The sequence below is a fragment of the Pseudomonas sp. GV071 genome (assembly GCF_003050835.1).
Taxonomy (GTDB): Bacteria; Pseudomonadota; Gammaproteobacteria; order Pseudomonadales; family Pseudomonadaceae; genus Aquipseudomonas.
Genome location: NZ_QAOJ01000001.1, coordinates 338921 through 361814, shown reverse-complemented (window position 1 = coordinate 361814; position 22894 = coordinate 338921). Strand labels below are relative to the sequence as shown.

Annotated in this window: 20 protein-coding genes and 1 pseudogene; 14 read left to right on the top strand and 7 right to left on the bottom strand. The window is 62.4% G+C overall.

Annotated elements, in window-relative coordinates:
* Nucleotides 1–5 precede the first annotated feature (5 nt).
* The 3 genes from C8K61_RS01535 to C8K61_RS01525 are packed head-to-tail and all read right to left on the bottom strand — an operon-like array spanning nucleotide 6 to nucleotide 3252.
* Entirely contained in the window at nucleotides 6–1367 is a 1362-nt protein-coding gene (locus tag C8K61_RS01535) for a glutamine synthetase family protein (RefSeq protein ID WP_178086405.1), read from the bottom strand.
* Nucleotides 1368–1390: 23 nt separating this feature from the next.
* On the bottom strand, nucleotides 1391–1948 hold the full coding sequence (locus tag C8K61_RS01530) for a helix-turn-helix domain-containing protein (RefSeq protein ID WP_108094879.1): 558 nt from the start codon (nucleotides 1946–1948) through the stop codon (nucleotides 1391–1393).
* A 14-nt stretch (nucleotides 1949–1962) separates the two neighbouring features.
* Nucleotides 1963–3252: an FAD-binding oxidoreductase gene (locus C8K61_RS01525; RefSeq protein WP_108094415.1), complete on the bottom strand. Its 1290-nt coding sequence runs from the start codon at nucleotides 3250–3252 to the stop codon at nucleotides 1963–1965.
* A gap of 177 nt (nucleotides 3253–3429) precedes the next feature.
* Between C8K61_RS01525 and C8K61_RS01520 the strand changes: the two genes are divergently transcribed.
* The 5 genes from C8K61_RS01520 to C8K61_RS01500 all read left to right on the top strand — a co-directional run bounded on the left by C8K61_RS01520 (nucleotide 3430) and on the right by C8K61_RS01500 (nucleotide 7557).
* On the top strand, nucleotides 3430–3630 hold the full coding sequence (locus tag C8K61_RS01520; protein WP_108094414.1) for a heavy-metal-associated domain-containing protein: 201 nt from the start codon (nucleotides 3430–3432) through the stop codon (nucleotides 3628–3630).
* Between the two features lie 22 nt (nucleotides 3631–3652).
* Nucleotides 3653–5356: a copper resistance system multicopper oxidase gene (locus tag C8K61_RS01515; RefSeq protein WP_108094413.1), complete on the top strand. Its 1704-nt coding sequence runs from the start codon at nucleotides 3653–3655 to the stop codon at nucleotides 5354–5356.
* A complete protein-coding gene (locus tag C8K61_RS01510; protein ID WP_108094412.1) occupies nucleotides 5353–6252 on the top strand; it encodes a copper resistance protein B in 900 nt (299 codons plus the stop codon). The genes C8K61_RS01515 and C8K61_RS01510 overlap by 4 nt, the downstream gene beginning before the upstream one ends.
* A gap of 236 nt (nucleotides 6253–6488) precedes the next feature.
* Nucleotides 6489–6875 carry a hypothetical protein gene (locus C8K61_RS01505; protein ID WP_108094411.1) on the top strand — a complete coding sequence of 129 codons (387 nt, stop codon included), beginning with the start codon at nucleotides 6489–6491 and terminating at the stop codon, nucleotides 6873–6875.
* A 436-nt stretch (nucleotides 6876–7311) separates the two neighbouring features.
* On the top strand, nucleotides 7312–7557 hold the full coding sequence (locus C8K61_RS01500; protein ID WP_158272491.1) for a DUF3077 domain-containing protein: 246 nt from the start codon (nucleotides 7312–7314) through the stop codon (nucleotides 7555–7557).
* A 454-nt stretch (nucleotides 7558–8011) separates the two neighbouring features.
* On the opposite strand, the pseudogene C8K61_RS01495 reads toward C8K61_RS01500, so the two are convergent.
* Nucleotides 8012–8173: pseudogene (locus C8K61_RS01495) on the bottom strand (helix-turn-helix domain-containing protein); the annotation flags it as partial.
* A 273-nt stretch (nucleotides 8174–8446) separates the two neighbouring features.
* Between C8K61_RS01495 and C8K61_RS01490 the strand changes: the two are divergent.
* The 9 genes from C8K61_RS01490 (at nucleotide 8447) to C8K61_RS01450 (ending at nucleotide 18591) form a co-directional block, all read left to right on the top strand.
* Entirely contained in the window at nucleotides 8447–10321 is a 1875-nt protein-coding gene (locus tag C8K61_RS01490; protein ID WP_108094408.1) for a cytochrome c, read from the top strand.
* Nucleotides 10322–10435: 114 nt separating this feature from the next.
* Complete coding sequence (locus C8K61_RS01485; RefSeq protein WP_108094407.1) at nucleotides 10436–11572, top strand: catalase family protein; 1137 nt, start codon at nucleotides 10436–10438, stop codon at nucleotides 11570–11572.
* 287 nt (nucleotides 11573–11859) lie between these two features.
* Nucleotides 11860–12129 (top strand): hypothetical protein, encoded by a 270-nt coding sequence (locus C8K61_RS01480; RefSeq protein ID WP_108094406.1) that lies wholly within the window; start codon nucleotides 11860–11862, stop codon nucleotides 12127–12129.
* Between the two features lie 174 nt (nucleotides 12130–12303).
* Nucleotides 12304–13002, top strand: a complete 699-nt coding sequence (locus C8K61_RS01475) for a DUF421 domain-containing protein (RefSeq protein ID WP_108094405.1) — start codon at nucleotides 12304–12306, stop codon at nucleotides 13000–13002.
* Nucleotides 12999–14099 carry a DNA topoisomerase IB gene (locus C8K61_RS01470; RefSeq protein WP_178086404.1) on the top strand — a complete coding sequence of 367 codons (1101 nt, stop codon included), beginning with the start codon at nucleotides 12999–13001 and terminating at the stop codon, nucleotides 14097–14099. The genes C8K61_RS01475 and C8K61_RS01470 overlap by 4 nt, the downstream gene beginning before the upstream one ends.
* 103 nt (nucleotides 14100–14202) lie before the next feature.
* On the top strand, nucleotides 14203–15216 hold the full coding sequence (locus C8K61_RS01465) for a GlxA family transcriptional regulator (protein WP_371919957.1): 1014 nt from the start codon (nucleotides 14203–14205) through the stop codon (nucleotides 15214–15216).
* A 39-nt stretch (nucleotides 15217–15255) separates the two neighbouring features.
* Nucleotides 15256–15507, top strand: a complete 252-nt coding sequence (locus C8K61_RS01460) for a DUF1272 domain-containing protein (protein ID WP_108094404.1) — start codon at nucleotides 15256–15258, stop codon at nucleotides 15505–15507.
* A 30-nt stretch (nucleotides 15508–15537) separates the two neighbouring features.
* Nucleotides 15538–16707, top strand: coding sequence for an MFS transporter (locus C8K61_RS01455; protein ID WP_256589358.1), 1170 nt, complete (start codon nucleotides 15538–15540; stop codon nucleotides 16705–16707).
* A gap of 132 nt (nucleotides 16708–16839) precedes the next feature.
* Nucleotides 16840–18591 carry a BRCT domain-containing protein gene (locus C8K61_RS01450; RefSeq protein ID WP_108094402.1) on the top strand — a complete coding sequence of 584 codons (1752 nt, stop codon included), beginning with the start codon at nucleotides 16840–16842 and terminating at the stop codon, nucleotides 18589–18591.
* A 96-nt stretch (nucleotides 18592–18687) separates the two neighbouring features.
* On the opposite strand, the gene nfuA is transcribed toward C8K61_RS01450, so the two are convergent.
* From nfuA to C8K61_RS01435, 3 genes are all read right to left on the bottom strand, one after another.
* Nucleotides 18688–19272, bottom strand: coding sequence for a Fe-S biogenesis protein NfuA (nfuA, locus tag C8K61_RS01445; protein WP_108094401.1), 585 nt, complete (start codon nucleotides 19270–19272; stop codon nucleotides 18688–18690).
* Nucleotides 19273–19337: 65 nt separating this feature from the next.
* Complete coding sequence (locus C8K61_RS01440) at nucleotides 19338–20363, bottom strand: acyltransferase (RefSeq protein WP_108094400.1); 1026 nt, start codon at nucleotides 20361–20363, stop codon at nucleotides 19338–19340.
* Between the two features lie 244 nt (nucleotides 20364–20607).
* Nucleotides 20608–22887 carry a fatty acid cis/trans isomerase gene (locus C8K61_RS01435; RefSeq protein WP_108094399.1) on the bottom strand — a complete coding sequence of 760 codons (2280 nt, stop codon included), beginning with the start codon at nucleotides 22885–22887 and terminating at the stop codon, nucleotides 20608–20610.
* Nucleotides 22888–22894 lie beyond the last annotated feature (7 nt).

The following is a 22894-nucleotide window of genomic DNA, read 5'->3' as shown; positions in this document are numbered from 1 at the left end:
AAAAATTAAAGAAACCAGCGGTACTCGCGGGCGCTGATTTCCTGCAGGAAGGCCAGGTGGTCCTGGCGCTTGTTTTCGCAGTACACATCGACGAACTCGGCACCCAGGCCCTGGCGCAGTTCGGGTTGCTGCTGCATGGCACGCACGGCTTGGAGGATGTCCAAGGGGAAATCCAGGCCGCTGCTACGGTCTTCGTTCAGCGGTGCTATAGGCTCACGACCATTGGCCAGGCCTTGTTCCAGGCCGACCAGAATGGCCGCCAGCACCAGATACGGGTTGGCATCGGCTCCGGAAATACGGTGCTCGATACGCAGGTTTTTCGCGTCCGACTCGGGAATCCGCACGCACGCGTCGCGGTCCTCATAGCCCCAGCTGGCACGGGTGGCGGCGTTCACCGTACCGCCCAGGCGGCGGTAGGCGTTTTGATTCGGGGCAAAGATCGGCATGCAATGCGGCAGCAACTCCAGGCAGCCGGCTACCGCATGGCGCAGCGCCTGCTGTTCATTGGCTGCCAGCAGGTTGTTGCCCTCGGCGTCGTACAGACTGACATGCACGTGCATGCCGCTGCCCGGATGCTCCAGGTACGGCTTGGCCATAAAGCTCGCGCGGTAACCGTGCTTGAGCGCTACGCCACGGGTGCTGCGGCAGAACAGAGCAGCCCAGTCGGCAGCCTTGAGGCCGTCTTCAAGGTGACCAAAGTTGATCTCGAACTGGCCCGGGCCGAGCTCGGCGGTGATCACCGTGGTGTCGATGCCCTGCTCACGAGCCGTCTCGACCATGTCGTCGAGCACCGGGGCGAAACGCGACAAACGCTCGATGTGCATGTTCGGCATGTCATCACCGTCGTCGCTCAGCTCGTCACGGGGGAACTGTGGCAAGCCATCACGGAGCTTCTTGTCGAACAGATAAAACTCCAGCTCGAACGCCACCACCGGGTGAATGCCCTTGCTGCGCAGGCGCTGCAGCACCTGGGCGAGCACTTCGCGCGGTTCGAATTCGATGGGCGCAGCGGTGCCGTCAGAGGTGATCAGCATCTGCCCCACCGGCGTTGCTTCCCAGGTCACCGGCTTGAGCGTACCTGGCACCAGACGGCGCACCGCATCCGGGTCGCCGTCGTGGAAACAGTAGTCACCGATCTTGAACAGGCCGCCCTGCACACCCAGCAGCACGCAGTTCTGCGGCAGCTTCAGGGCACTGCCGGCAGCGACCTTTTCGAGCATCTCCACCGGGTAACGTTTGCCGTAGAAATGCCCGGGAATATCCAGGGATATCAGGTCGACGTAACGCACCTCGGGGTAGCGCTGGCGAAAGGCGCGCACCTCCGCGAGCAGGTCAGCGTGTTCTGCGCTCAGGGGGCCGGCAGTCATGGGGAAAATTCCTTCAGAGTTGATCATGTGTACACCCACAGCACGCGGGTCGGTTGTTCGGACAGGTTGCCGTAGCGGCAATGGGCATGTTGGTCGAGTTGGAAGGCGTCGCCGGTGCGCAGGGTCACCGGCTCTTCGCTGTCGCCCAGCCACAGGGTCAGTTCGCCTTCGAGCACGTAACCGCCCTGTTCGGAAATATCGCTGAGGGTCCGCTCGCCGGAACTGGAGCCGGGTTCGAGCAAGCTTTCCAGCATGGAGAAGCTCGCCGACATCTTCGGCGACACCAGAATGTCGGTAATGCCATTGGCGAAATACAGGGTGCGGCGCTCGTCCGGGCGGGTCACCCAGGGCAGTTGCTTGGGCTTGGACAGGTTGTAGAAATAGGTGGTGGTGACGTCCAGCGCCTGGCTGATGGCCGTGAGGTCGGCCACGGTTGGGCGCGACAGGCCGCGCTCCACCTGCGAGAGAAACCCCACCGAGCGGCCGATTTTGTCCGCCAGCTCTTTCAAGGTGTATTTCTTGTGCTTGCGCAGGTCGTGAATCAGGATCGCCAGCGCGGCAATTTCTTCTTCTTTGGTCACCGGGGTGTGCTCCATCAGATGCTGTCGCGCAGGCGGTACCAGGCCTTGCCCACCGCTTCCAACGGCGCCGCCAGGTAGCGGCCGCCAGGGAAGCCCGGGTTGTTCAGGCCCTGGTACAAATTCAGTAGATCGGCGTTGCCGAGAATGGCGTCGCTCACCGCGCGGGCGCCGGCCAGAGTCGGCAATACGCCGTGGCCCGAATAGCCTTGCAGCCAGTAGCGGTTGTCGGCGCCGCCGATGTCCGGGGTGCGTTTAAGGGTGATGTCGATATGGCCGCCCCAAGCGAACTCGATCGGCACCCCGGCCAACTGCGGAAATACCCGTTCCAGGAAAGGCCGGGTGGCGCTGGCGATGTCGTTTGGCATGCCCCCGAGGTAGGTGCAGCCGCCACCGAACAGCAGGCGGTGGTCGGGCGTTACGCGGAAATAATCGAGCACAAACTGGTTGTCGGTGACGCAGGCATTGGTCGGCAGCAACGCCTTGGCTTGCGCGGCACCCAGCGGTGCGGTGGCCACCTGGTAGGTGCCCACCGGCAATACGCGCTTGGCCAGCGCCGGGTCCAGCTCATCGATATAGGCATTGCAGGCCAGCACCAACACATCGGCACGCACACTGCCCTGCTCGGTTTTCAGCACGTAACCCTGGCCTTCCTGGCGGTAGCTGAGCGCCTTGCTGTGCTCATAAATGCGCCCACCCGCCGCCTCGATGGCTGCGGCCAGGCCCAGGGCCAGTTTCAGCGGATTGAGGTGGCCGCCTTCCGGGTCGTACAGACCGGCCTGGTAACGGTCGCTGGCCACCCAATACGGCAGCGCTTCGCGGGGGATAAATTGCAGGGCGTCGTGGCCCCATTTGTGACTGGCCTCGTGCTGCCACTCATGGAGGATGGCGTTGCGCCGCGGCATCACCGAGGTCCACAGGTGGCCAGCGCGGTAGTCGCAATCAAAATTGTGGCGGCCGGGCAGATCACGCAGCTCCTGGGCGGCCCAGCGCATGCTGTCCCACAGACGCCGGGCGCGCTCCAGGCCCAGCGCGGCTTCCAGCGGCGGCATATCGCACGACCAACCGAGAATCGCCTGCCCGCCATTACGGCCACTGGCGGCCCAGGCCACGCAGCTGGCTTCCACCACTGTTACCCGTTTGCCGGCCAAGGCCAGGCGTAACGCGGTGTGCAGACCACTGAAACCCGCGCCAACAACGACTATATCGGTGCTGTGCTCGCCTTGCAGAGACGGGCGTGGGGTCAGTAAATCGGCACAGCTGTGGGCGTAGTAACTGGCAACGTGCTGGGAGGAGTGCTGAAACATGAGCCGTCCAAATTCACGCATGTGAAATTTATTAAGATTAATTTCATGAAAATTATCTGAAAAATTTCACCAGGGCAACCTTGGCCGGCAAACCTGTGGCGTTGCGCCACACTTGACCTTGCCACGGTGACAACCCTGAAGCTCCCTCCATCACTCGTTAAAGCAGGGAGAAAAACCATGATCACCCTCAACGTTTCCGGCATCGGCTGCAGCAGCTGCGTGAGCAAAATCACCACCGCCATCCATGCCCTCGACGCCACTGCCCAGGTGCAAGTAGATGGCAGCGCTGGCCAGGTTCGCGTGGTCAGCAGCGTCAGCGCCGAGCGCCTCAACCAAGCCGTCAGCCAGTTGGGCTTTGCCAGCCAGATCGCCGTCTAACCCTGGATCGGGATATCCATGCATGCCCTTCACCCCTAAAAGCACCCGCCGCACCTTCGTCAAAAGCCTGGCCGCCGGCACCGTCCTCGGCGGCCTGGGCCTGTGGCGCACGCCGGTCTGGGCAGTAACCAGCCCCGGCCAGCAACAGGTACTGAGCGGCAGCAACTTCGATCTGTTCATTGGCGAAACCCCAGTGAACTTCACCGGCGCGCCGCGCACCGCAATGACCGTCAACGGCAGCCTGCCCGGCCCGCTGCTGCGCTGGCGCGAAGGCGACACCGTGACCCTTCGGGTAAAAAACCGCCTGCGCGAAGAGGCCTCCATCCACTGGCACGGCATTCTGCTGCCGGCCAACATGGACGGCGTGCCTGGCCTGAGCTTCAACGGCATAGCCCCGGACGGCCTGTACACCTACCAGTTCACCGTCAAACAGCACGGCACCTACTGGTACCACAGCCACTCCGGCATGCAGGAACAGGCCGGTGTCTACGGCCCGCTGGTGATCGAACCGCGCGAGCCCGAGCCCTTCGCCTATGAGCGCGACTACGTGGTGATGCTCAGCGACTGGACCGACGAAAACCCCAGCCACCTGTTGCGCACCCTGAAAAAACAGGCCGACTACTACAACAGCCACAAACGCACCCTTGGCGACTTTATCGACGACGTCGGTCAACACGGCTGGCGCGCCACCTTCAACGAACGCCTGAACTGGGCGCAGATGCGCATGACGCCCACCGACATCGCCGACGTCAGCGGCCAGACCTACACCTACCTGATCAACGGCCATGCCCCGGACGCCAACTGGACCGGCCTGTTCCAACCCGGCGAACGCCTGCGCCTGCGCCTGATCAACGCCAGCAGCATGAGCTACTTCGACCTGCGCATTCCCGGCCTGAAAATGACCGTGGTCGCCGCCGATGGCCAACCGGTGAACCCGGTCAGCGTCGACGAACTGCGCCTGGCGCCAGCGGAAACCTACGACGTGCTCGTCCAGCCCCAAGGCGCCGAGGCCTACACCCTCTTCGCCCAGGCCATGGACCGCAGCGGCTACGCCTGCGCCACCCTCGCCGTACGCCAGGGCCTGCGCGCCGCCGTGCCAGCCCTCGACCCACGGCCACAACTGAACATGGCCGACATGGGCATGGACCATGGCGATATGGCCGGCATGGACCACAGCCAGATGGCAGACATGCAACAACACCCCGCCAGCGAAACCGCCAACCCGCTGGTGGACATGCAAGCCATGGCCCCCAGCCCCAAACTCGACGACCCCGGCCTGGGCCTGCGCAACAATGGTCGCCGCGTACTCACCTACAGCGACCTGCGCAGCACCTTCGCCGACCCCGACGGCCGCGCCCCCAGCCGCACCCTGGAACTGCACCTGACCGGCCACATGGAAAAATTCGCCTGGTCGTTCGACGGCGTGCCCTTCTCGGCCGCCGAGCCGATTCGCCTGGCCTACGGCGAGCGGGTGCGCATTGTCCTGGTCAACGACACCATGATGACCCACCCCATTCACCTGCACGGCCTGTGGAGCGACCTCGAAGACGAGCACGGCAACTTCCAGGTGCGCAAACACACCATCGACATGCCCCCCGGCAGCAAACGCAGCTACCGCGTCACCGCCGACGCCCTCGGCCGCTGGGCCTACCACTGCCACCTGCTGCTGCACATGGACGCCGGCATGATGCGCGAAGTGCGCGTGGAAGAAGGACAACCGACATGAAGCGACTGACCTGCGCCGCCCTCGCCGCAACCCTGCTGAGCACCGCCCAGGCCGCCGAAACCATGGACCACTCCCAGCACAGTGGCATGAGCATGCCGGGCATGGACATGGGCGCCATGGACCACGGCGCTATGGCCCCTGAGGGCATGAACCACGACATGAGCGCAGGCAGCACACCGCTGCCCGCCGCAACAGAAAGCCGCACACCCATCCCGCCCATTACCGACGCCGACCGCCAAGCCGCCTTTCCACCCTTACACAATGGCCACGCCAGCCACGACCAAGCGCTCAACAGCTACCTGCTGATCGATCGCCTGGAATGGCAAAACCTCGACGCCGGCAACACCCTGGCCTGGGACATCGACGCCTGGCTGGGGGGCAATATCGACCGCCTGTGGCTACGCAGCGAAGGCGAACGCACCGACGGCCACACCGACAAAGCCGAGCTGCAAGCCCTCTGGGGCCACGCCATCAGCCCCTGGTGGGACGTAGTGCTAGGCGCTCGCCAGGACTTCAAACCCGGCAACCCGCAAACCTGGGCCGCCCTTGGCATTCAAGGCACCCCGCTCTACGGCCTGGAAACCGAAGCCACCGCCTACCTCGGCGAAGCAGGCCAAAGCGCCCTGCGCCTGAAAGCCGAATACGACCTGCTGCTCACCAACCGCCTGGTCCTCCAGCCCTTGGCCGAGGCCAACTTCTACGGCAAAAACGACCCGCAGCGTGAAGTGGGCTCAGGCCTTGGCAACACCGAACTTGGCTTGCGTCTGCGCTATCAACTGCGCCCGGAAATTGCCCCGTATGTAGGCCTGACCTGGAACAAAGCCCACGGCAATACCGAGGCGGAAGAAGATGATGGTGAGGCGCGGCTGGTGCTGGGCGTGAGGGCGTGGTTCTAAGCGCCAACCCAAGCCCACGCGGGATGGGTCGAGCCAACGGCGACACCCATCGCGGCTCATCCCGCCCTCATCACTTCGTACGCATCGGCCTGTGCGTCACGCACCACCCGCCATCACTGCCTCAAAAGTCCACTATCAGCCGAATCGAATGGTACGACTGGCGATCCACGTTGAAACTTCGGGCACGGCCACGCGGATAACCGCCGCCCCCAGAGACCAGCAAAAGGTACTGACCCATGACCACCTCAACCCACCTGAAACACGTCCGCACTCTGTTAGGCGCCCTGGCATTTGCCCTCCTCGCCCTGACCGGCCTCGCTGGAACCGCCTACGCCGATGACGTGCGCCTGAGCCACGACAGCTACAGCGGCATCACCAACAAAGACCGCGCGAGTTATTTGGAATGCGTGAGCGGCAGCGTCAGCTACAGCAAACGTGTATTCACCTCCACCAACAAAGACCAGAGCCAACTGCTCACCAGCAGCGCCGATCCACAACTGGCCAGCGGTATCGTCGAAGTGACTGAACAAGATGGCGTGAACCATTTCAGCGCCCATCAACGCGACGCCTGGCAAGACAAAGGCGCACTGCTGAGTGCAGCGCAGCTGTGTGCACATAGCTGATTCGCGGCGTCAGTTGCCATATAGCGTTTCTGAAAGCATGCAACGGCTGAACCTCCCGCCGCTCCCATACCCAGTAGGAGCGGCTGGGTGGCATTCCGATCATGTCTTCCCGAATTCCCCCAGCCGCGTAAGCACCACCCCTCGCCCGCACCCGCCCCAGCCGACAGCCAACGCTCAAAGCCCCCACCTAAAGTTCGCCGTCGCTGAAGTTTCAGTGATCCGGTTTGATCGCCGGAAACGAAACGGCATTTGCGGACGCGAGCGTCTGCTATAAAAGCAGGCGCTTTGGATGCCTGCAGTTATGGCAGTTGCGCGTGGGACACCTTCTGGTGTGCCGGCTTTTTAACCGCTAATGCTGTTTTCTCCGGTCGATCAACCCACGTGCAACTACCACCCTCCAGTGGGTGGTGGTCCCTCACCGACTGGAGTCACGACCATGAAAGGGAATACAGCAGTAACCACCCAGCAACCCTTCGACACCCTCGACAGCGTTCCGCTGTTCTCCGTCAACGCCGGAGTGCCCATAGAAGACGCCCTCGAACGCGCCGCCGACCTGATGCTCTACGTCCAACGCCTGACCGGCTGCGACGCCTTCGTCGACAAAGCCCACGAAACGGCGGTGGTGCAGATCCTCAGTGAAATGGCGCAGGCGTTGATTAAGGCCAGCAAAGGTAAGTTGTAAGTAGACTTGCCGACCGCGCATGGGAGGGGGACTCAGTCCGTCCCCTTTTAGCTGGCATGATTTCAACAATCAGCTGTCGCCGGTAAAGTTTGAAAAGCATTATTTACAGAGCCTGGAAAGTGTCTAGAAAACCTGGGGCGGTTCATTTTTCTGGCCGCTTCCTGCCTCACAACTGCATATCTGCTCCAAAAAATCTCAGCCATATATCACTGCACTGAATCTACCCACCATGGTGCTCAAACCATGTCATTGCAGTGTCCTTGTTGCCTTTCCAGGCGGATCGCTTCACTTCGAACGGGCATGAAAGTTGGCACTGCCATCGGCACGGTCGGCGGGGCCGTTCGCGGCATTAGCGGCGCATTGGCGGGCGGTCAGATTGGCGCGTCTGCCGGCATAGTCGCAGGTCCACATGGCTGAAGCCTGGGCGCTATTTCCGGCGTAGTGCCGGGTGCCCTCACCGCAACCGATGCTTATGCAACAACCGATAAAACGTCGGCCGCGAAATGCCGAGCATTCTCGCCGCCACGCTCATGTTGGTGCCGTAGCGTGCCAGGGCGTCGCTCAGGGCTTGGCGCTCGGCGTTGCGTTTGTAGTCGTCCAGGGTGGCGAGGGGTGGTGGGGTGTCGTGGCTATCGAGCATGTCGAGCATGGCGTTCTGCTCCCTGGCGGCTTTATATTTTTTCCGATTAAAAACAAGCGTTTTCGAGCCCTGACTGAACGGTAGCAAGTTTTTTGACGGCACTTGGATGCTTTTCTTATAAGGAGCGCCATTGCCCTATAAGAAAAGTTCCCGATGCCCATAAGAACATTAGGTGATTAGCGTCTTGCCATTCCTGTAATTGCAGGGCATAAACGCTCAGCCAACAAAAAATGCACAAGGATTGTTCCCATGAGAGTTGTGAAGCGGGTTTTGCTTCTGGTGCTGCTCGCCGTTTTGGCGCTGCTCGCCGTGGTGTTGTATTACATCGCCAATCCCAACTTGCCGGCCTATGAGCCCCCCAGTCAGTTGCACTATCTGGAGCAGTGGACTCCGGAGGCGCGGCAGACTTACTACTACACGCCGCAGGGCACCGAAGTGAAGGGCCTGCGCTATGAGTGGTTCACGGCGCTGGAGTTGCCGTTTTCCGAGGACAGGTTCGCCGCGCCGGACTACCTCGCCCGCTTCGGTTTTCTCACCGAGCCCAATCAACAACCGACGACCTTGAACCCGGGCAACCTGCCGGTGGGTTTTGCTCGCCATGTGGAAGATGAAACCGGCGCGCAGTTGCTGGATATCAGCTGCGCCGCTTGCCACACCGGTGAGCTGCGCTTCAAAGGGCAGTCGGTGCGTATCGATGGTGGTGCGGCGCTGCATTCGTTGGCGTCCACGGTGCCGACCTTGAAGGGCGGCAGTTTTGGTCAGGCGTTGGGCATGAGCCTGGCGTTCACTTATTACAACCCGCTGAAGTTCACCCGCTTCGCCAAGAACGTGTTGGGCGACAAGTACCCGGAAGGCCGCGACCAGTTGCGCACGGACCTCAAAGTGACGCTCAACCGCATTCTGTCGCAGGCCTGGAACGACACCCACCGCGGCCTATACCCCACTGAAGAAGGCTTTGGCCGTACCGATGCGTTCGGCCGTATTGCCAACAGTGTGTTTGGCGATGCCATTGACCCAAGCAACTACCGGGTCGGCAACGCACCGGTCAGCTACCCGCAGCTGTGGGATATCTGGAAGTTCGATTGGGTGCAGTGGAACGGTTCGGCGATGCAGCCGATGGCGCGCAACATCGGTGAAGCCCTGGGCGTTGGCGCCACGGTTAAGCTGTTCGAAGACAACCAGGGCCGCGTGCCGGAAGCCGAGCGTTATGCCTCCAGCGTGCGCGTGCGCGACCTCTATACCCTGGAAGAAACCCTCAAGCAGCTCAAGCCGCCGGCCTGGCCAGAGCCGGTGCTGGGTAAGGTCAACCTGGAGTTGGCCAGCCGTGGCCGGGCGCTGTATCAGGAGAACTGCGCTTACTGCCACGCGCCAGACCCGAAAGCGCCGGACAAACGCCTGGCGCCGACCCGCGACCCGGAATGGCATATGCGCATTGTGCCGGTGAGCATCGTTGGCACCGACCCGACCACGGCCGACAACATTGCCGATCACCGCTTCAACATCAGCAAGCTGGGCTGGAGCAAGGAGCAGTTGAGCAAGCTCGGCGTGAAGCTGTTTGACGGCAAGCTGGAAGACCTGAATTTCCGCAGCATTTCCAGCGCCAAGGGCCTGGCCTATGTCACTGCTTATGTAGAGAACCGCGCCTACCAGGACGCCGGTATCAACGGTGAAGAGCGCTGGAAGATGGATGGCTACGGCCTGCCCATCGGCGTGCAGGAAAAGCGCGGCTACAAGGCGCGGCCGCTGGACGGCATTTGGGCCACCCCGCCCTTCCTGCACAACGGTTCGGTGCCCACCCTGTTCGAGTTGCTGTCGCCGGTGTACGAGCGGCGCAGCGAATTCTGGGTCGGCAACCATGAATACGACCCGGAGCGTGCGGGCTATCGCAGCGAGAAGTTCGACGGCGGTTTCCTGTTCAAAACCAGCGTCACCGGCAACAGCAATCAGGGCCATGAATTCCGTGACGGCTGCCGCCAGCAAGGGGTGATCGGCCGTGGCCTGCAACCGAATGAACGCCTGGCGCTGATTGAGTACCTCAAGGTGCTGGGCAACGCCTCCCTGGAAAACCAACTGCAGCCGATTACCCCGGCGCCGTGGAGCCCAGGGCCGAGCTGCCAGGGATAAAACACTTCCCTCCCGTGGAGGAGCGGCTGCAGCCGCGATGCTCTTGAGCGTAAACAGCATCGCGGCTGAAGCCGCTCCTACGGGAGCCCGGATACAACAAAAAGGATTCGCTTCATGCTTAAACGCTTCTGGCTGTGGCTGGGCCGCTTGCTTGGCAAATTGGTGTTGTTTCTGGCGGTGGTCGGCCTGGGTGGCTGGGGCATAGCCGAGCTGTATTACGCGTGGAAGTTCTCTGGCCCGGTGTCTGCGGAGGAGCAGATTCCGCCCGGCGAAGCGGCGATGACCCGCGGCATTATCGAAGACGCCATCCGCGTGGTGGAGCAACACAAAGACCAGACCCGCGTGCTGCGTGACGCCCACGCCAAGGCCCATGGCTGCGTGAAGGCCGAGGTCACGGTGTTGCCGGAACTCAATGGCGAGTTGCGCCAGGGCGTCTTCAGCGAGCCGGGCAAAACCTGGCAGGCGTTGATGCGTTTGTCCAACGGCAATGCCTACCCGCAGTTCGACCGCGTGCGTGATGCCCGGGGCATGGCGATCAAGCTGTTCGACGTGCCGGGCGCCAAGCTGATGAGCTCGCCTGCCGTGGCCGGTGAGCAGGACTTTGTGATGTTCAATCACCCGTCGTTTTTCGTCAGCGATGTGGCCGAATACCAGAGCAACTTCAAGGCCCAGGCCGATGGCAAACAAATCGGCGCGTTCTTCCCCAGCCTCGATCCGCGCACCTGGCAGGTTCGCCACCTGACCATCGCCCTGAAAACCCTGGCGCCGGCGCCCGACAGCCCGGTAGCAACCACTTACGACTCAGTGGCGCCATTCAAATTCGGCCCACACAACATCAAGTACCGCGTGGTGCCAGCACCGGAGCGCTGCCCGGCGTACACCCTGCCGGCGGTGAACACCGACATGCCCAACTTCCTGCATGACGCCCTGTATCAGCAGTTGTCGCTGGACCGCGTGCCGGCCTGTTTCGAGTTGCAAGTGCAGCGCCAGAACCCCGACCACTACATGCCGCTGGAAGACACCAGTATCGAGTGGAGCCAAGCCATTTCGCCGTTCGAAACCGTGGCCACCATCAAAGTGCCGGCGCAGGATTTCGACAGCACCGAACAGACCATCGCCTGCGACAACCAGTCGTTCAACCCCTGGCACGCCCTGCCGGAACACCGCCCGCTGGGTGGTATCAACCGCTTGCGCAAAGCCGTGTATGAAGCGGTGAGCGCGTATCGGCATGAGCGCAATAACCCGCAATAGCCGCAGTTCTCTGTGGGAGGGGCTTTAGCCGCGAGCTCTTAAAATCAAAAGCTCGCGGCTGAAGCCCCTCCCACAAGGGCTGCGTGTCATCCTTAAAAGCCCCGCCAGCCGGGGCTTTTTGTTGAAAAACCTGGCTCTTTTATCAGTTTTGCGACTTTTTTCTTCGTTTCAGCGACTTCTTTGTGACTCCAGGGTCAGGTGCGGCCATCAACACCATGAAGGCCCCAGTAGCGAAGACTCGCTCCAGCGGCCGCTTACTGTTTGGGACCCATCGGAGAAACAACCCCATGAACACCCCGCTCCGTGTTAACGAAGCCTTGTTGATCGCTCACCGTGCTTTTCAACCTTTCCAGTGCGTAGCCTGGGCGCCTCAAGATGGCACCGGCGAAGTCAACTTTTCTGTCGTCGACCGCACCAATACCCGCCTGCTGGGCCGTAACCAGGTTTCCCCCAGCGCGTTCACCAACCCAGCCGAGCTGGAGCGCCTGCTGAAACAATCGCGGGCCGAGTTGAACCAGCAAGGTTACGACCTTGAGCCTTGGCAGATGACCGCCTAAGCGCACGTTCAGCACCACCCCAGCGGGCAGCCTTCGAGCTGCCCGTTGTCGTTTCTGCGGCTGGTATTTGTGCAGCGCGCAAATACTCCGAACCTCCCCAGCGCCCCGCCGTCTACCTTCTACAACCCAGACAGGCAGGACGTCTCCCATGCTTTACCCGTTGAGCCCATCGCCATGACCGCCTTCGATTGGCAGCGGATGCTGATCGACAAACTGCCGCTGCCCTTTCTGTTCGAAGTGACCGTGCGCACGCTGTTCGCTTACCTGGTGGTGTTCAGCTTTCTGAAAATTTCCGGGCGCCGCGGCGTGCGCCAGCTGTCATTGTTCGAGCTGGTGGTGATCCTCACCCTGGGCTCAGCCGCCGGCGATGTGACCTTCTACGACGACGTACCGCTGCTGCCGATCGTGGTGGTGTTCGCCACCCTGCTGCTGCTCTACCGCTTCACCACCTACGCGATGGAACGCCTGCCGCGTTTTGGCGACTGGCTGGAGGGCAAACCGGCGGTGATCATCGAAGACGGTGTGTGCGATGTACCGGCCCTGGCGAGCAAGAACATTTCCACCGACGAGTTCTTTATGGAGCTGCGGCAAAAAGGCGTGGAGCACCTGGGCCAGGTGCGCATCGGCATCATGGAAGTGAACGGCGATGTCAGCCTGTATTTCCAAGCGAAAGACGCTGTTCGCCCCGGCCTATCAGTGCTGCCCAGCCCGCTGCGTCAGCAATACCGCCAGGTGCCCACGACCGGTTTGTACGCCTGCACCTGGTGCGGCGAAACGGTGTCGATGCAGGCTGGCGCAAGCGGCACCTGCCAGCGCTGTGAACACGAGGAATGGAGCGAGGCAATCACCAGCCAGAGGCAGGGCCCCGCATGACCAGCGCGATCAAACCGCAAGTGCTGCCGCTGGCCAAGGGCAAGCGCCCGTTGCCCAGCGACGAAGGCTGCGACACCGGCACCCTGCTCTGCCCGGCGCTGCCCCCGGACCTGCACTATGTCGACGACCGCCAGCCCGGCTTTCGCCGGCGCAAACTGCGCGGCAAGTTTGCCTACTTCGACCTGCAGGGCGAGCGCATTAACGACCCGGATGAAGTGCAGCGCATCAACAAACTGGCAATACCGCCGGCCTACCAGGACGTGTGGATCTGCCCCGACTCCAAGGGCCACCTGCAAGCCACCGGCCGCGATGCTCGGGGCCGCAAGCAGTACCGCTATCACCCGCGCTGGCGCGAGGTTCGTGACGCCGACAAGTACGAACGTCTACTGGAGTTCGGCCGCGCCCTGCCCAAGCTGCGCACGCGCATGGAGGAGCATTTGCAGCTGCCGGGGTTGGGCCACGACAAGGTGGTAGCCACCGTGGTGGCGTTGCTCGACTCGACCCTGATCCGCGTCGGCAACAGCCAGTACGCGCGGGACAATAAATCCTTTGGCCTCACCACCCTGCGCAATCGCCATGTCGAGGTGAAAGGCGCCGGCATCCGCTTTCATTTTCGCGGCAAGAGCGGCATCGAGCACCAGGTCAGCCTGCAGCACCCCCGGCTGGCGCGGATCATCCGCCGCTGCCGGGAATTGCCCGGCCAGCACCTGTTCCAGTACCTGGACGACGACCAGCAGCGCCGCGTGGTGACCTCCTCGGACATCAACCTGTACCTGCAGGAACACAGCGGCGACGACTTCACCGCCAAGGACTACCGCACCTGGGCCGGCACTGCCCTGGCGCTGGACCAACTCCGCCAATTACCGGTGGAAGAACGCTCGGCAACCGAGCAGAAACGCCTGATCAACGAAGTGATCAAATCCGTCGCCAGCCAGCTCGGCAATACCCCGGCCATCTGCCGCAAGTGCTACGTGCACCCGGCGGTGCTGGAGAGTTTTATTGCCGGCGAGTTGGCCGGCCTGGGCAAACCGCGCACCCGCAAAGGGCTGCGCGAAGAAGAAGTGACGCTGATGCGGTTCCTGGAACAACTGCACTGATTGCATTGGCCATCCAAATGGCAAGATCTGTGGGCTTATTGTCATTGTTGCCAGCGCCCACGCGCGACAGAATGGCACCATCGTTTACCGAGGTGCCCTGCCCATGGCCAAACCCCTTCCTCTGGAGCACCCGCGCACGGTCGCCTGCCTGGTCTACCCGCAGGTGATGAGCCTGGACGTTACCGGGCCGATGCAGGTGTTTGCTTCGGCCAACGTCGAACGTGGCCGTCAGGGCCTGCCACCCTTCTATGAGCTGCTGCTGGTCGGCGCCGATTTGCAGCCGGTGGCCACCTCGGCCGGCATGCGTTTGTGCGTTGACCGCAGCTGGCGCGAGCTGGACCTGGCGCGCCTGGACACCTTGTTGGTGCCCGGCGGCCTGGGCGTCGATGCGCAGATGGAAGACCTCGAGCTGCTGGCCTGGCTGCACCGCGCCGAACCGCAGGTGCGACGCCTGGGCTCGATCTGCTCCGGGGCCTTGGTGCTCGCCGCCGCTGGCGTGCTCGATGGCCGCCAGGCCACCACCCACTGGGCCGACGTTGATGAGCTGCGCTGCCGCTTCCCCACCGTGCTGATCGAAAGCGATCGCCTGCACACCTTCGACCCGCGCGACCAGGACGGCGACAGCCACGTATTCACCTCGGCCGGCGTCACCGCCGGCATCGACCTGGCCCTGGCGTTGGTCGAAGCCGACCTCGGCCGCGCCATGGCCTTGAGCGTGGCGCGGCGGCTGGTGATGTTCCTGCGCCGCCCCGGCGGCCAGACCCAGTTCAGTGCCCTGCTCACCCCGGAACCCAGTCGTGTGCCGCGCCTGGCGGCGCTGCTGGATTGGCTGCCGGCGAATCTGGGCGAAGACTTGTCGCTGGAAGCCTTGGCGCAACAGGCCAAGCTGACCCCGCGCACGCTGTCGCGGGTATTCACCCAGGAGCTCGGCATGGGCCCGGGGCGTTATGTCGAACGCCTGCGCCTGGAAGCGGCCCGCACGCTGCTGCAAGACGCCCAGGCATCGATCAGCACCGTCGCCCGCCTGACCGGCTTCGGCCATCCGGAAAACCTGCGCCGCACCTTCCACAAACACCTGGCGGTAAGCCCGCAGGAATACGCCCAACGCTTTTGCTGAACCCAACGCCATAAAGACGCCAACGAAAAGGACGCCACCATGCTCGAACTACGCCCCAACTGCGAATGCTGCGACCGCGACCTGCCGCCCGACTCGGTGGACGCGCGCATCTGCACCTTCGAATGCACCTTCTGCGTCGACTGCGCCGAAACCCACCTGGCTGCCAGTGGCTGCCCTAACTGCGGTGGCGAGCTGCTGCAACGCCCGCGCCGGCCAGCCAACAAGCTGGCGAACAACCCGGCTTCCACCGAGCGGGTACTGAAACCCGCGGGCTGCCAACAGGCCAGCTAAGCCCCTTCATCTTCCCGAGGTCGCACCATGTTGCTGCTACGCAATGCTTCCGTTCGCCTGCTGTTTGGCGGCCAGGCCCTGTATTGGTCCTGCTCGCTGATCGGCATCACCCTCACCTCGCTGGTGGGCCTGCAGTTGGCGCCAAGCAATGTGCTGGCCACCCTGCCGCTGGCCTTGCTGGTGCTCGGCAACCTGCTGGCGGTGCAGCCGTTGTCGCTGTTTATGCAGCGCCACGGGCGTCGGCCGGGGTTGATGCTCGGCGCCGGTTGTGGGGTCGTCGGTGGGCTGGTGTGTGCCTTGGGAGTGGAACTCGGCGACTTCAGCCTGTTCTGCCTCGGTGCCCTGCCCATCGGCGCCTACCAGGCCTCGGCGATGTATTACCGCTTTGCCGCCCTGGAAGCGGTTGATGAGCGCCAGAAAGGTCGCGCCACTGCCTATGTGATTGGCGGCGGCGTGTTGGCGGCGTTGCTCGCGCCGAGCCTGGCGCTGTGGTCACGCAGCGCGCTGAGCACGCCGTATGTAGGTGCTTATCTGATGATTGCGGCGCTGGCCGCCGCTGGTTTGCTGCTGGTCAGCCAACTGCGCGAAGGCGCCGCGCCGGCTCCAGGCAAAGCCGGGTTGGCGGCGATGCGTGAGCTACTAAGCCGGCCGCTGGTGCGCGCCGCGATTGCCACCACCGCCATCGGCCATGGCCTGATGATACTGGTGATGAACGCCACGCCCCTGGCCATGAGTTTTTGCGGCTTTGACCTGGCCAGCAGCGCCGAAGTGATCCAGTGGCACATGCTCGGCATGTTCCTCCCCGCCTTTGTTGCGGGGCCCTTGGTCGACCGCCTCGGCAGCCGCCGGGTGGCCGTTCTCGGCGGCAGCATTCTGTTGGCCAGCGCCGTGGTGGCCCTGGGCGGGCTGAGCCATACGCATTTTCTGCTCAGCTCGTTTCTGCTCGGCCTGGGCTGGAATCTGGCGCTGATCGCCGGCACCACACTGCTGGCCGAAGGGCATGCACCGACAGAGCGCGGTCAGGCGCAGGGGTTGATGGAGATGGTCAATAGCTCGGTGGCGGCATGTGCGTCGTTTGCCTCCGGGGCGTTGATCACCGGGCTGGGATGGGCGGCGATCAATATTGGCGTGCTGCCATTGGTGGCGATCGCGTTGCTGATGTTGTGGCCGGCGCGACGGGGCGCCATGACCTCGACGTAGGGTGTGCTTCGCGCACCGTTGCGTTCTCCAGAGAATCGCTTGGTGCGTGGAGCACACCCTACAAAGCGCCCAGTGGCGGCGGCGTAAAGAGCGGCGCTATGATCCCCGCTCTTTCTTCAAGGATGAATCGTTATGCCTACGGATCGGTCTTCGGGTTTTGTTGATCAGTATGTGGTGGTGACCGGCACGTTCAACGGCTACACCCGCCCGCAGTTGGAAGAGCTGATCAGCGAGCAAGGCGGCACAATTCAGAAATCCGTAAACGGTAAAACCACCTTGCTGGTATCGGGCAGCAAGCCTGGCGCCGACAAGACCAGCAAGGCCGCCGCCCTTGGCGTTCAGGTGATGGAAGAGGCCGAAGCACTCGCACGTTTGGCCGGTGGCGAGGCCGTGGCAGATGCCACAGTTGCCGTCGACGCCGAAGCGGCGCCCGATGCCGGCACCGAGTTAGCCAAGACCAACCGCGCCATGCTCAAGCGCGCAGCAGCGTTGGCCGAGCAATATCAGTTGCCCATCGATGGCCAATGGCTCGCCACGCCGGACCTTGAGCAAACCGCGTCGCACCATGTTCACCAGCTATTTGGCCCGCGCAGTTGCAACCACAACATGGAGCAAGGCAGTTCGCCGTCGTGGTACTACCCGCACTTGCTGATGGGATATGCGGCCGCCAGTGGCGGTGATCTTCAGATCAGCGACGTTGAGTCCGACTCCGACGACGGTTGGGATTCGGCGCTGCTGCTGTTCAAGCTCGGCGGCAAAAAGCAGCGTATCCGCGTCAAGGGCGTAGAGGACTCGGACTGGTTTTCGCCGGAGTTCGTCAAAGCCCTGAATCGCGCCGCCAAGCGCTGGGAGTTGCCGGGTCGCTGGGTGGATTTCTACGACCGCGACGATGGCTGCACCTCGGTGTATGTGCCGGTCGAAGCCGAGGCGGCTTTTATAAAGCTGCGCAAGGCGTGGTTAGCCCATTCCGGCGCTGAAGAAGAGAAGAAAATGTCGGCCGCAGAAGAGAAGGCGTTTATGGCGCCTCATCTGGCCGAGATCCAGAAAATGGACCGCATACCGCCACTGCCCAGCTATGTGCAAACCGCCGCCGGCCTGGCCGCGCGTAAAGCCAGTTGGCCTTCGCGGGTGCAGCGCATCCAGTACATGGGGTTCTACACCAAACGCGAGATGAAGGCGTTCGAGCAGTACTACCTGAGCGCCAAAGAGCCCAAATGGGATAACGATCAGCTGGATGACCCGATCCCGCTCGTGCTGCGCCTGTGGCTGCACCCCGACAACAGCGATGAAAACTGGTGTGCCATCACCGAGCATCTGCTTTCGTATCCGGGGCGCAATGTGCCGATGTACAGCCTGAGCGACTCCAGCAAATTGATGTACCACGCCGAACGCTCGACCTTTACCTATTTTTCGGACGATGCCGCGATTGACGCGTTTGATGGCGACGAAAAACGCCTGTACCAGTTTTTGACCGGGCAAACCGAATGCAGCCGCAGGTTCCGTTTCGACGACAAGCCGCTTTACAGCGCCAGCGGTTCGCACAACGGCTACATGTACAACGAACTGACCAAGTGGCTCGACCACGAACCGCAGATCAATCCCCACTCCGTTCTGTATTACGCCCTGGATGCGTGGGCCGTGTATCTGGACTCCCCGAAGCGGGAGCGCACGTTTGCGGAAATGGACAAAGAAGATTCGCAATGGCTGCGCAAGTACCTGCTCAAGGTGGCGCATTACGCGGCTCCAATACCCGGAGGTAACGATCTTGAGCGGCAACAGTATTGCCAGCAGGTGCGCGAGATTCTGGATAGCCGTGAGTTGGTGCCGCGATTGGCTGAGTGGTGGTTGCAGGCGAAACAGGGGGATGTGGTGCTGGAAGACTGAGATCAACCGGTTCAGCCTCGATTCCTGGAAAAGGTATTCCTGCGCAGGCACAAAAAAGGCGACCCGAAGGTCGCCTTTTTCCCACCTGGAACGCGCTTAGTAGTAAGCGTTTTCCTTGTTGGTGTGGTCAGTCACGTCACGCACGCCTTTGAGTTCCGGGATGCGCTCGAGCAGGGTTTTCTCGATGCCTTCTTTCAAGGTCAGGTCGACCTGACCACAGCCCTGGCAACCGCCACCGAACTTGAGCACGGCGATGCCGTCTTCCACCACGTCGATCAGGCTCACTTCGCCGCCGTGGCTGGCCAGCCCCGGGTTGATCTCGGTTTGCAGGTAGTAGCTGATGCGTTCGTTGATCGGGCTGTCTTCGTTGACCATCGGCACTTTGGCGTTCGGCGCCTTGATGGTCAGTTGGCCGCCCATGCGGTCGGTGGCGTAGTCGACCACGGCGTCTTCCAGGAAAGCTTCGCTGAAGGCGTCGATGTACGCGGTAAAGCTTTTCAGCCCGACGGCGTGGTCTTCTGGTTTTTCTTCGCCTGGCTTGCAGTAGGCGATGCAGGTTTCGGCGTATTGCGTACCCGGCTGGGTAATGAAGACGCGGATGCCGATGCCGGGGGTGCTCTGCTTGCTCAGCAGGTCGGCTAGATAATCGTGGGCAGCTTCAGTAATGGTGATGGCGCTCATGGCAACTCCTCGCAAACATGGGCGCAGTTTACGCCCATGGGGCTTGTGAATAAAGCCCTAGTAAATCAGTCGGGAATAGCCGATCTGTTCGTGACCGCGTTTGGCGTGTCCAGCCAGACCTTGGCCTGCTGGAAAAAGCGCTTCTCGATCAGTTCGTAGCTGCCCCAAGAGGCGAGCACGATAGCCGGAATACAGGCGCCGATCATCCAATAAATGTTCAGGTCGTAGCGCTGGGTCAGGTACCAGCCGAGCGACAGCACCAGCACATGCACCAGGTACACCGAGTAAGAGCAGTCGCCCAGCGACTTCAGCACCCGGTTACCGCGGAATTGGTCTTCCAGGGAAATGCAGCTGGCCACGATCAGCAAGCTCGGCACGCCCCACTGCAGCACACGCATGGCGCTGTCCAGGTGGTAGATGGTCAGCAGCGACAGCGCGATCACCAGCACCGGCAACCAGCGCCCCGGCTTGATCCAGCCGCGTTGATAGGCCATGCCCAGCATGATGCCAAAGAGGAATTCGTAAACGATGCTGTTGCGGTAGAAGTCGCTCACCCAGTCTTCCCGCGTGGCCACGGTACCGACCAGAAACAGCGCGCCGGCGATCAGCCACAGGCGATAACGCTCCGGCACGCTGAAGCCGAGGGCGAACAGCAGGTAGAAGAACATCTCGTAATTGAGGGTCCAGCCCACCGCCAGGGTCGGGTACAGGCCGTAACCCGCCGGGTTGTCCGCCGGAATGAACAGCAGCGACAGGAGGAAGTGTTGCAGCTCGAAACTCTGCCCCGGCATCACCGGTTGGGCGTAGACGATCAGCAGCGCCGCCAGCAGGGAAAACAGCCAGTAGGCCGGCACGATGCGCAGCACCCGGTTCAGCAGAAAACGCCCGGCGGCGATGTCCTTGCCCTGGGTGGACAGGTAGATCACAAAGCCGCTGATGATAAAAAAGATGTCGACGCCGACGGCGCCCTTGTCGATAAAAAATTGCCCCAGGGGGCTCTCTGCCTTGAAGTCAAAAAACACCTGCATGATGTGGTGTCCAACCACCAGCCACGCCGCCAACGCCCTTAGCGCCTGCAGTGAAATCAGCATAGAACCTTGCTCCCAACCGTCGCGCCCAACAGCGCCAAATCCAGCGCACCCGTGGCAAACCGACACCACGGCACGCCACCTCGCGTTACAGGGTTGACCCTGGCGGGGTTGGAAAAGGTCCATAAATCAAACAGGAAGTTGAGCGGAAAACGGCACTCATTGTGGGAGGGGCTTCAGCCGCGAGCCTTTAAAAATCAAAAGCATCGCGGCTGAAGCCCCTCCCACAAAAGCACCGGGCTAGGGATCAGAGGTTTTCGTAGCGGTTCATATCGAGAACACCTGCTTCCACCGGCTCGGTACGTTGGATATAGCGGTCCAGATCATGGAAGTAGCGCCAGAAATCCGGGTGGCTGCGGCGCACACCCCAGCGCTGCACCAGCGCCTCGAAGGCCGGCGCATCCTTGGCTTGTTCCATGGCCGCAACAAACTCGGGCACCTGCGCCACTGGCATGCTGAACATAAAGTTGGGGTAGCTGCTCATCACCCCCGGGTACACGGTCAAGGTGTCCAGCCCTGGTTGGTAACGCAGGCTTTCGCCCATCATGAACGCCACGTTGCTGTGGGCACGGTTACGCAGCAGGCTGTAGACATCCACGCTGCCGTCGCCCTCTTCCACCCGCAGCAGGGTCGCTTCCGGCAATTGCTGAATCACCTTGAGGCCGGCCGCCGGCTTGTTGGTCAGACGGCTTAGGGCCTGCTCGGCATCTTGCTGCGGTTTGGGGAAGTTGCGCCGGTAGCAGTTGCCACTCACGCAGCGGTTGATCGGGTCCGGGCGCATGTTGAAGCCGGCATAGCGCTCCAGCAGTTGCTGGGCAAATACGCTCTTGGCCGCCGCGTCCGGCAGTTTGAGGCCGGTGGGGCTGTCGTCGTCGATGTCCTGGTAGTCCATCCACATCTTCAGCTTGCCGCTGTTCTGGTACCAATCATCAAGGATCGCGGCGCGGGCATCCGGTGGCATCAGGCGCAAAAAGTTCTGCTCGGCGCCGTTACGGATCAAGTCGAAATACAGCCGCGTCTGCGCCTGATGGGAGACGTTGCCGAACACGTCGAAGTTGACCACCAGTTGGTAGTAGGTGCGCTCCAGCAGCGGATAGTCCATCCACCACAGGGTTTGCGGCACCTCACCGATCAGGCCCTTCTTCACCGTGGCGCTGTCGAAGTGGCGGAAGATCGACAGCACCGCGTTGTCGTTGCCGGCCCAGATATGCGACCAGCTCGGCGCTGGCGCATCGGCGTAGGCATCCTGGCGCGCCTCTTCGTATTCGTTGCGCTTGTCGCGGTAGGTGCGCCACAGACCCAGGGTGGCGCCGAGGTCGTCGAGCTGCCCAGGCAACGCCAATTGCTCGGCGACCTGGCCGCGGTAGTTGGGGTCGGTGATGTACAGGTCGTGATCGGGGTCCTGGAACATCACCCAGAAGTTGTCGCGAATCACGTCGGTGGCGATCTGCCCGCGGCACACCGGGCCACGGATAAAGGTCTGCACAAAGTATTCGGCGTTCTCCAGCATGAACTGGTAACGCGCCCGCGCCGGAATCGCCGCGAAGGTTTCAAACGGATTGGCGCGGCGCTGCGGCCCATAACCGGGCGAGGCCGTCACCTGCCAGTCGTTGGCATAAAACAGTTCTTTGACCCGCGCCAGCTTCTGCGCGCTCAGCGGGTAAGTAATGTGGGTCTTGTGCACGATCACGCCCTGCACCGGCAGCAGGCGGTAGTAGAACAGCGTGCCGGGGTCGTCATTCGGGCGGCGGCTGGCGATCGGGTCGACCGCCTGGCCGCTCGGCGAGCGCGAACGCACCACTTGGAAGAAGTGGCGGTTGTCGCCGTTCTGGAAATACAGGTGGGCCAGGAACAGGTGCTCATACAGCCAGCGCGCCACCAGGCTTTCCCGCGCGCCCGGGGCATTGAGCAGGTCTTCCCACTGCTGGATCTGCGCCAGTTCAATGTCATTGGCCTGCAGTGGCTGCTGGTCCAGCGGTGCGCCTGCGGCCAGCCAGCGTTGCAAGGTGCTCAGCTCGGTCGGCGTCAGGCCGGTCACGCCCATCGGCATGCCTTCCAGCGCATGGGCCTTGGCATAGGTATCGAACTCGCCTGGCAGCGGGCAGGAGTTGGGCCGCTCAACCCCGAGCTTGATGCTCTCCGGCAGCTTGGCATTGGGCTGCAGCGGCTGCTGTTGACCCAGCTCGAGCATGCGCGACATCAGCGCGGCCTGGCCGCCCTGGGCATCCAGCACCGAGTAGAAACCCTTTTGCCGCCAGCCCAACGGGTTATGGGCGTCGAGGAACAAACGGGTGGTGTCCACCGCCCCGGTACGTCCGCCGTCATACACCGGGGTCTTGCTCGCCCCGCGAGCCACCCCCTCGGCGCTGCCCAGGTTCAACTGGCACGGTGCGTCGTAGCAGGCATGACAGGCCACGCACTTCTCAGTGAGGATCGGCTGCACATCGCGGGTATAGGAGATGGTTTCAGCGCCGGCACCTGTGAAAACAAACCACAGGACTGCTGCGACGTAAAAGCGGTAGGACATTGGCACT